Raw genomic sequence first — 9,155 nt, forward strand, 5'->3', positions numbered from 1 at the left:
GGATTTGCGCGTAGCTTTCTCACCACAATTCCTTTCCTCATCAATATGCTCTCCCTGATATTACCTAAGCTGCCTACCGTTCTGGCCGGGTGGCCCGCGTATTCGCTGTTCTACTTGCTGGGGTTTGGGCTGGCGGGCGGGCTGCTGCTGTGGGAAGGCCGGCGACGTGTTTTCCCGCTGCGGCCGTGGCTGCTGCTGGTAGCGGGCACGGTACTGGCCCTCATCGCGGGTACCCGGCTGATTGTGGGCAGCCCGGCCGACTGGCAGGCCTTGTTCAGCCTGGGGCATTGGGGGGCGGGCGGGCTCGTGGGGCGCTCGGTGCTGGGCGGCATGCTGGCGGCCCTGCTGGCCCTGGCGGGCCTGCGGCGGCTCCTGGGTTTTGGGCGCGACGCAGCCGATGCTTTTGCGCTGCCGTTTGCGCTGGGGCTGGCGGTGCAGGGAGTGGGCTGCCTGCTGGCGGGCTGCTGCTTCGGCGAGCTGTTGGGCAGCGGCCCCGGCCTGGGCGTCGTGTACGGGCCGGGTTCCGAGGTTTTCCGGGCGCAGGTGGCGCAGGGGCTGCTGGCCGCTACGGCCGCGCACAGCCTGCCCGTGCACGCCGCCCAACTGTATCAGATGCTCCTGTGTCTGGGCATTGGGGGCGGGCTGCTCGCCGGCCGAATGTGGCTGGCCCGGCGGCCGGGGCTGGCGCTGCCGGTGGCTTTCGGGCTGTACGCGGCCGGGCGCTTCGGGCTGGAATTTCTGCGCGACCCGCTGGGCGATGTGGTTGGGGCGGGCCAGTGGCTGGGGTTGAAGCCGGTGCAATGGGGCTTGCTGGTTGCGGTACTCGCCTTGGCGGCCCTGGTGGCCGGGCGCGTCCGGCGGCCCCCCATCGCGGCTCCGGCCGCCGCTCCGCTCGACCAGCCGTTGCCGAATTTAGGGCTGGTGCTGCTCATGCTGGTGCTGCCGCCCGTGCTGCTGCCCGGCAGCTTCGATTTGGGCGAAACCCTGGTTCTGCGCGCCTTGCTGCTGCCCGTGGTGGTGCTGGAAGCGGCGCGTTGGCTGCGCGTGCTGCGGCGGGCCCGCCCGCTGCCGGCGCTGCTGCTGCTGCTCAGCATCGGGCTGATGAGCCAGGCGCCGGCACCCACCGCAGGTGCGGAAAAACCCGGTCCCTCGCTCACCTTTGGCCTGAGCGGCCTCACTGGCAGCAGCTACCAGCTGTATTACCCGCCCAGTTCAAGCTGTAGCGGCAGCAGCATCCCCCAAAAAAACATCAAAGAATTCGACGGCTACCACCAGCGTTTTACCGGGGCAATGGGCAGCGCGGTTTACAACTTACCGGTGGGAGACAACGGGCACAACACCCTCCACTTCGGTCTGAACGCGTTTCTGGGCCGCACCAGTTTCGACCCGCCCGCGGTGCGCCTTGCCACGCTCAACAACCCCGATACGCTGGTGATGCTGGAGCAGGCCAGCGCCCGTACCCTGTACGACATCAACCCCAACGTGGAATTCGCCGCGCTTGGCGGGCCGGGCCATCGCCTGCATTTGCGGTTTGGCATGGGTGCCCATCTCAGCACGCAGTATGCTTTCGATTACGTTTCGCAGCCCTTGCTGAGCCGGAAAATCGAGCCTTCAATGGTCTTCGAGGTTGGCTACCGCAACATTATCTGGACGCACGGCAGCGCCATGTACGGCTCCGATGGCGTGGGCAATGGCACGGTGCGCCTGGGCCTGGGCACCAGTTTTGGGGGCACCAAAGTGACGCTGCTGGCCGGACAGGCGTTCAGCAACAGCAACGGGCAGCTGGGCGGCGACGGCTACGGGCTGCTGAGCCGCGCACCCTATGACGCGCCGGCTTCGGGCTTCGCCGAGGTGCGCTGGCAAGCCGCGCCCGCCTGGCTGGTGGAGAGCAGCGCCCTGAGCAATTTCAACGATGTGAGCCGGATTAGTCTGGGGGCCCGGTATAACCTGCCGCTCGCCGGCCGCACCAAATAGGCAACGCCGGAGCGGTAAGCCGGCGGGTTACTACTTCGCGCCGGCCGCAGCCAGCACCTCCTGGTTGAGGTGGATGTATTCGGCTTTCGACACCTCGTTTTTGTCGGTTTGCACCAGCTCCAGCGACTTCCTGGCGGCCGCGATGGCGTCCTGGTTTTTGCCCTGCTTTTGCAGCAGCTTGGCTTTCCAGTAGTAGCCGTAGTAGGCTGATTCGGGATTGCCCTTGATGAACTCATCGAACCAGCCGATGGCGGGCGTGAGGTCTTTACCGGTGTTGTAGTAATACTGCGCGGCCTGCACGTAGGGCTTCTTTTCGCCTTTCATGGCCTGCTCAATCTGCGCCATCACAATACGGTCGGGGTCGGCCACGAGGGGCAGCACCACCTGGGTGCGGTCCCAGGTCAGGACGAGGTCGGCAGCATTGGGCTTGAGATTCTCGACGTTCAATGACATGGTTTCGGCGGGCGCGGCCAGCTTGGTGGGTTTGGCCTTCACGCGCACTACGTCGAGGGCCTGCTTATACTCGTAGGTGCCCCACTGGGCCGTATCGCGGTTCAGGATGAAGGTCCATTCTTTGGCATCGGGGATGGTGAGCAGCGCGTAGGCGCCGGCCGGCACCGCCTGGCCGTTGATTTTCACTTCTTCGCCAAAGCGCACTTTGGTGATGGTATTGGCGCCCGTGCGCCACACCGTGCCGTTGGGCACGAGGCCGCCAAAGGCCACCCGCCCGCGCAGCGACGGCCGCGAATACGTGAGGTCGATGTAGGACGTGGAAAAATTCTGGTGAATGCGCGTGGTCGGGCTCAGCGGTGGGATGGTGAGCTTGGTCTGGGCCTGGGCGGCGGGGGCCAGCAGCAGGCCGGTGGCGAGGATGAACAGGGCGTGTTTCATGGCCCAAAGATGCGGATTAACCGCTGAGGTTGCGGCCGTTGCGGCCAGGTTTTCGCCCCGATTCCCGAACAACCGGGCGCTTCCGCCGTTCAGCTAAGGGCGGCACTCTACGTTTCTTGCTCCTACCAGATGAAAATCCTCCTCACCGGCGCCACGGGCTACATTGGCCAGCGCCTGCTGCCGCTGCTGGTTGGCGCGGGCCACGACGTAGTGTGCCTGGTGCGCGACCCGCGCCGCTTTTCCCTGCCCGATACGCTGCCCGAAGCCTTGCTGGCCCGCATCAGCGTGGCCCAGGGCGACTTGCTCAAGCCCGACTCGCTGGCCGCCGTGCCCACCGACATCGACGCGGCCTACTACCTTGTGCACTCCATGAGCGGCGGCAGCGAGGACTTCTTTCAGCTGGAGCAGCAGTCGGCCCACCACTTCACCCAGTACCTGAATACGACCACCGCCCGGCAGGTCATCTACCTCTCCGGCATCGCCAACGACAGCGGCCTGAGCGTGCACCTGCGCTCCCGCTACCAGGTTGAAGCCGTGCTGGGTGAGGCGCAAAAGGCCCAGCTGACGGTATTGCGCGCCAGCATTATCATCGGCTCGGGCTCGGCTTCGTTCGAGATTATCCGGGATTTGGTGGAGAAGCTGCCGGTGATGGTGACGCCACGCTGGCTGAATTCGCGCTGCCAGCCCATCGGCATTCGCGACATCATGTTTTACCTCACCGAAGTGCTGGACAATCCGGCTTGCTTCGGCCGGGCCTTTGACGTGGGCGGACCCGACGTGCTGACGTACCGCCAGATGCTGCTGGGGCTGGCCGCCGAACGCCGCTACAAACGCTGGATTGTGACGGTGCCCGTGCTCACGCCCCGGCTGTCGTCGTGGTGGCTGTACCTGGTCACGAGCACCACGTTTTCCCTGGCCCAAAGCCTGGTGGAGAGCCTGAAAAACGACACCGTGTGCGACCCCGCCAAAAGCATCAGCACCGTGATTCCGCACGAGTGCATGAACTACCAGGCGGCTCTGGCCCTGGCCTTCCAGCGCATCGAGCAGAACGAAGTAGTGAGTAGCTGGAGCGACGCGCTGAGCAGCGGCACCATGCGCCAGGACTACATGGACGCCATCCAAATCCCCAAAAACGGCATGTTCTTCGACCGGCAGCTCCTGCCCTTCCAGCGGCCGGTGCCCGAGGTGCTGGACAATATCTGGCGCATCGGCGGCGACCGGGGCTGGTACAAAACCGACTGGCTCTGGCGCCTGCGCGGCATCATGGACAAGGCCGTGGGCGGGCCGGGCCTGCGCCGGGGCCGGCGCTCGCCCTCGCGCCTCCGCGCCGGCGACCCGCTCGATTTCTGGCGCGTGCTGGTGGCGGACAAGGCCAGCCGCCGCCTCCTGCTCTACGCCGAAATGAAGCTACCCGGCGAAGCCTGGCTGCAGTTCCGCATCGTGGACCAGCAGGACGGCAGCCACGCGGTGGAACAGCTGGCCGCCTACCGCCCGCGCGGGCTGGCCGGCCGGCTGTACTGGTACTCGGTGCTGCCCTTCCACGGCATCATTTTCAAGGGAATGGTGAAGAATCTGGTGGAGTATGGGGAGAGAGGAATTGCCGCATAAATAGGCCGTCAGATGAACATGACGTTCTTTTTCCCACAACATCACCCAAACACCGGCACCACGCGGCCCTCTTCCACTTTCAGCGCCGCATCATACTTATTCCCCGTTTTGGCCGAGATAAAGCCTTTGATTACGCTGGTTTCGCCGCGCCGCAGCAGCTGCTTGAGCTGCGTTTCGGTGAGGGCTTTGCCGCCCCACTCGAAGGCCACGCGGAACTGGCAGTCCTCGCGGAAACGGGAGCAGCCGTAAGCGGTTTTGCCCTTAAGCATGGTGCCCAGCTTGCAGACCGGGCACGGAATCTGGCCCGAGTCGGGAGCCGCGCCGGGCTTGCTGTCGGCCACTTGGAGAAGCATGGGCTGGAAGCTGGTATCGAGGCCGATTGCGGCGTCGAACTTCTGGCCCTCGGCCCCGACGAAGCCTTTCATAATCGGCGTGCGGCCTTTGGCGAGCAGGGCTTTCACCTGCGGGTCGCTGAGTTTCTTGCCGTGGATTTCGGCCGGCAGGCGGAACGTGCAGCCCTCCCGGAAACGGACGCAGCCGAAAGCCGTTTTGCCGCGCACGACGTGGCCGGTCTTGCACACAGGGCAGTAGCCGAGGCCGTTTGCGCCGGGCAAGGTAGCGGTGCCGGTAGCTTTCGCTGCTTTGGTGCCGGTGAGGCCGGCGGGCACTTTGCTGCCGCCCGCTGCGCTGGTGGCCTGGGCCTGCTGCACGGCCAGCTCGGCGCTGCCGGAGGTCACCATGCGGCCGCGGTTGTCCTGCTTCACTTCCTGCACCATCTCCTTCACCAGGCCGGAAAGCTCGCCCAGGAAGCCTTCGGAGGACAATTCGCCGCGCTCAATCTGGCGCAGCTTGTGCTCCCACTGGCCGGTTAGCTCCGCCGATTTCAGCGTGGGATTTCGAATCAGGCCAATCAATTCCACGCCGGTGGGCGTGGGGATGATGCGCTTTTTCTCGCGCTTGATGTAGTTGCGCTTGAACAGCGTTTCGATGATGGCGGCGCGGGTGCTGGGGCGGCCGATGCCGTTTTCCTTCATGGCCTGGCGCAGCTCTTCGTCGTCGATGTTGCGGCCGGCCGTTTCCATGCCGCGCAGCAGCGTGGCCTCGGTGTAGTCCTTGGGCGGCTGGGTGGTTTTGCTGTCGAGGCGCGGTTCGTGGGGGCCGCTTTCGCCTTTCACGAAGCTGGGCAGGACGGTGGAAACGGCGTCGTCATCGGCCTCAGTGGCCACGGCACCGGGTACGGGGGCGGGCTTGGGGGCCTGCTGCTCCTCGGGGTTGCCGTAGACCACGCGCCAGCCGGGGTTGAGAATCTGGCGGCCGCGCACGCGGAAGGGGCGCTCGGCGGCTTCGGCCAGCACGGTGGTGTTGCTCACCTCGCAATCGGGGTAGAAGGCGGCGATGAAGCGGCGCGCGATGATGTCGTACACGCTGGTTTCCAGGCCGCCGCCGGGGCCGGCCGCGCCTGTCGGGATGATGGCGTGGTGGTCGGTGACTTTGTTGTTGTTGAAAACCTTGGGCGTCTTCGGAATCTTGGTGGCCAGCAGCGGCGCAGTCAGCGCATCGTACCCAATGCCGCGCAGGATGCCGGGGATTTTCGGGTACTGGTCGTCGGGCAGAAACGTGGTATCGACGCGGGGGTAGCTCACGGCCTTCTTCTCGTACAGGGCCTGCACTATTTTCAGCGTATCCTCGGCCGAGAGGCCCAGCTGGTTGTTGCACTGCACTTGCAGCGAAGTCAAATCGAACAGGCGCGGCGGCGATTCGCGGCCTTTTTTAGTCTCCACATCCGTGACGCGCAACGGAGCGGGGCGCACGGCTTCCAGGGCTTCGCGGGCTTCTTCCTCGGTCACGAAATAGCCCAGGGCGCGCAGGCGCGACTTGTTATCGGGCGCAGCGTCGGCATCTTTGGCTTTGTCGGGCGCGGCCATGTGGCTGAACATCGTGCCCCGGTATTCGGTGCGCAGCACCCAGTACGGCTCGGGCTTGAAGTTCTGGATTTCGTGCCAGCGCTCCACCAGCAGGGCCAGCGTGGGGGTTTGCACCCGGCCGATGCTCAGCAGCTGCTTGTCCTGGTAGGTGGTGTATTTGAGGGTGAAGAGGCGGGTGGCGTTCAGGCCCAGCAGCCAGTCGCCCACGGCGCGGCTCTTGCCGGCCTGGTATAAAGAGTCGAATTCCTTGGCCTCGCGCAGGTTCTGGAAACCCTGGCGAATGGCCTCTTCGGTGAGCGACGAAATCCAGAGGCGCTTCACGGGCTTGCGGCACTTGGCTTCCTGCAACACCCAGCGCTGAATCACCTCCCCTTCCTGGCCGGCGTCGCCGCAGTTTATTACTTCGGTGGCTTCGTCCACCAGCTTTTTGATGGTATTGAACTGCTTTATCACCCCGTCGTCGCGCCGCATGAGCTTGATGCCGAACTTCTCCGGAATCATGGGCAGGTTGTGCAGGCTCCAGCGCTTCCACTCGGGCAGGTAGTCGTCGGGCTCCTTGAGCTGGCAGAAGTGGCCGAAGGTCCAGGTTACCTGGTAGCCGTTGCCTTCCAGGTAGCCGTCCATGCGGCGGGTGGCGCCCAGCACATTGGCAATCTCACGGGCGACGCTGGGCTTTTCGGCAATGCAAACTATCACGGATTCTGGGTTGATTTAGCGGGCCGCGCCAAGGGGTTTCGGCGTGCGGAATCAACAAAAATACGGCGTAAAAAGGTCGTTTGCGTGGTAGCCGGTGCTACGACTGCTACTTGTCCAGCACGGCCAGCAGCTCGCGGTGCAGCGCTTGGGCCAGGTAGCTGGCTTCGTCGAGGCGGGAGGCGGTGTAGCGCCCGGCATCGGCCTCATCGGGGGCCAGGTCGAGGGTGTGCAGCTCGGCCAGGGTGTGCAGGCGGGTGAGCGACTGCTGCACCAGGCCTTCGAGGCGGGCCTGCAGCGCGGGAATGGGTTCGGTGGCGTTGGCGGCTTGCAGCGCCAGCAGGTCCTGGGCCACCAGGGCCAGCTGGGTGAGCAGTTCGCCCTCGGCGGGACTGAGCTGGCGCGCTGCGCGGTCCATCACGCACAGGCTGCCGAGGGCCATGCCGTTGGGCGCGCGCAGGGCCTGCCCGGCGTAGAAGCCCAGGTGCATTTTCTGCGCCACAAAGGGGTTTACCAGGGCGCAGGGCTGGGTGGCGATGTCTTCGAACACGGTGAGGCCGTCGTTCAGAATGGCCACCGAGCACATGCTGTCCTCGCGGTCAACCACGCTGGCTTCGGGCAGGCCGGTGTTGCCGATGAACACCACGTCGTCGTCGCGCACCAGCGAAATCAGGGCAATGGGCACGTCGAGGAGCTTGGCCACGATGCTCACGAAATCGTTGAACGGGCCCTGGCCGGGCGTGCCCAGCACCTGGTAGGGTTGCAGCGCGGCGAGGCGCTCGTGCTCGTAAGACGGAATCAGGCCAGGGTACAAAGTGCTATCCATGAAAATCTAAGAATTGAGCGCCAAACTGCTCTGGCTACCCAATAGTTCAGCGCGGAAACAATAAAAATAGCCCCGGGGGCCGCCGAGCCGCACCCGAACGCTTGATTTACGCCGCGCAATGGGACTACAGCCCACCCCGGTCCCAGGCCGCGATTTCGGCCGCGAGGTTGCGGCGGGCGGCGGCGTCCAGCTCGGTCCGCAACGCCGGCGTGTGGTAGAGCACCGGCGCATCCAGCATTTTAGCCAGCACCTTGCGGCGGCCAGGCCGGTAGAGCAGGTCGGGCACGCGGCGGTATTCCTGGCGGACGTGGCGGGCGTAGGCCCAATAATCGGCCTCCGGGGCCCCGAGGATGCTCAGGTCGGCGTCGAGGAAGTGGAGCAGGTCGGCATCGGCGGGCGGCTGGGGCTGGGTGTGGTCGGCGGTGCGCCCGATGAGGAAGGCCACGCGCTGCTGCCGGGCGGGCTCCAGGGTAGAATCCTGGAGAAACGCGAGGGCCTGGGCGGCGCTGCGGGCTTCGTTGTCGGACTTCAGGGCGTTGTACACCGCATCGTGAAACCAGACGGCCAGCTGCACCACCACGGGGTCCTGCAAGTCGGCGGCCGCTACCCGGTTCAGCAGGTTCTCGATGTGCTGGAGGGTGTGGTAGTGGCGCGTGGGGGCCTGGTAGGCGGCGGCCAGCTCCTGGAAAGCGGCTTCGCGCCGGGCGGCATCGGGCACGAGCGGAGCGGTGAGGCGGTGCCAGCGGGCGGCGAGGGTCATACTTTCTAACAAGAAATTCGATGTTTGGTGAGGCCTAGTCAGGCGATGCCCCGGTCCACCTCGGCTGCTGGGCCTGCCGTCAACTCAGCGACGGTGGTTCGCCTGATATGCCACAGGATGAAAGCAAGCACCAACGCACTTACCAGTACCAGGCCAGCATAATACAGCCAGGCCGTGCCATAAGAATGCCCGCTGATGCTCGCTGGCTTCAACCATGCTTTGTAGAAGCGACTGCCGAAAGCCAGCGCATTGAAGAGGCAATGGCTGGCAATGCATAGCCACAACGAGCGGGTGCGATAGTATAGCCATCCAAACAGTAGGCCGATAAACAACGCATTTAGGCTCTGCGCAGGATTAAAATGCATGATGCCGAACAACAGTGCCGACTGCCCAATGGCCACCCACGGACGCTGGCTCCGCAATAGCCCCTGTAATATCACGCCCCGGAAGAGCAGCTCTTCGAATACGGGCGCTAGGA

The 9,155-nt window shown here is 64.9% G+C and carries 7 protein-coding genes; 2 read left to right on the forward strand and 5 right to left on the reverse strand.

The window, feature by feature from the left end; all coding sequences use genetic code 11:
- The first annotated feature begins 45 nt into the window (after window positions 1–45).
- Window positions 46–1,974, forward strand: a complete 1,929-nt coding sequence (locus J4G38_RS06670) for a prolipoprotein diacylglyceryl transferase family protein (RefSeq protein WP_210515809.1) — start codon at window positions 46–48, stop codon at window positions 1,972–1,974.
- Window positions 1,975–2,004: 30 nt separating this feature from the next.
- On the opposite strand, the gene J4G38_RS06675 is transcribed toward J4G38_RS06670, so the two are convergent.
- Window positions 2,005–2,865: a DUF2911 domain-containing protein gene (locus J4G38_RS06675; RefSeq protein ID WP_210515807.1), complete on the reverse strand. Its 861-nt coding sequence runs from the start codon at window positions 2,863–2,865 to the stop codon at window positions 2,005–2,007.
- 129 nt (window positions 2,866–2,994) lie between these two features.
- Between J4G38_RS06675 and J4G38_RS06680 the strand changes: the two genes are divergently transcribed.
- Window positions 2,995–4,473, forward strand: a complete 1,479-nt coding sequence (locus J4G38_RS06680; protein WP_210515805.1) for an SDR family oxidoreductase — start codon at window positions 2,995–2,997, stop codon at window positions 4,471–4,473.
- A 41-nt stretch (window positions 4,474–4,514) separates the two neighbouring features.
- Here J4G38_RS06680 and J4G38_RS06685 read toward each other — a convergent pair whose 3' ends face one another.
- The 4 genes from J4G38_RS06685 to J4G38_RS06700 form a co-directional block, all read right to left on the reverse strand.
- A complete protein-coding gene (locus J4G38_RS06685) occupies window positions 4,515–7,094 on the reverse strand; it encodes a type IA DNA topoisomerase (protein ID WP_210515803.1) in 2,580 nt (859 codons plus the stop codon).
- Between the two features lie 106 nt (window positions 7,095–7,200).
- Entirely contained in the window at window positions 7,201–7,917 is a 717-nt protein-coding gene (locus J4G38_RS06690; protein ID WP_210515801.1) for a GAF domain-containing protein, read from the reverse strand.
- A gap of 124 nt (window positions 7,918–8,041) precedes the next feature.
- Window positions 8,042–8,677 (reverse strand): HD domain-containing protein, encoded by a 636-nt coding sequence (locus tag J4G38_RS06695; protein ID WP_210515799.1) that lies wholly within the window; start codon window positions 8,675–8,677, stop codon window positions 8,042–8,044.
- Window positions 8,678–8,715: 38 nt separating this feature from the next.
- On the reverse strand, window positions 8,716–9,155 hold a 440-nt coding region (locus J4G38_RS06700), incomplete at its 5' end, for a CPBP family intramembrane glutamic endopeptidase (RefSeq protein ID WP_226163213.1).

Origin of the sequence: Hymenobacter terricola, from assembly GCF_017921975.2 — a bacterium.
Lineage (GTDB): Bacteria > Bacteroidota > Bacteroidia > Cytophagales > Hymenobacteraceae > Hymenobacter > Hymenobacter terricola.

Coding starts and splice junctions, on each gene's coding strand:
- J4G38_RS06670 (WP_210515809.1), top strand. CDS start 46: ATGCTCTCCCTGATATTACCTAAGCTGCCTACCGTTCTGGCCGGGTGG.
- J4G38_RS06675 (WP_210515807.1), bottom strand. CDS start 2,865: ATGAAACACGCCCTGTTCATCCTCGCCACCGGCCTGCTGCTGGCCCCC.
- J4G38_RS06680 (WP_210515805.1), top strand. CDS start 2,995: ATGAAAATCCTCCTCACCGGCGCCACGGGCTACATTGGCCAGCGCCTG.
- J4G38_RS06690 (WP_210515801.1), bottom strand. CDS start 7,917: ATGGATAGCACTTTGTACCCTGGCCTGATTCCGTCTTACGAGCACGAG.
- J4G38_RS06695 (WP_210515799.1), bottom strand. CDS start 8,677: ATGACCCTCGCCGCCCGCTGGCACCGCCTCACCGCTCCGCTCGTGCCC.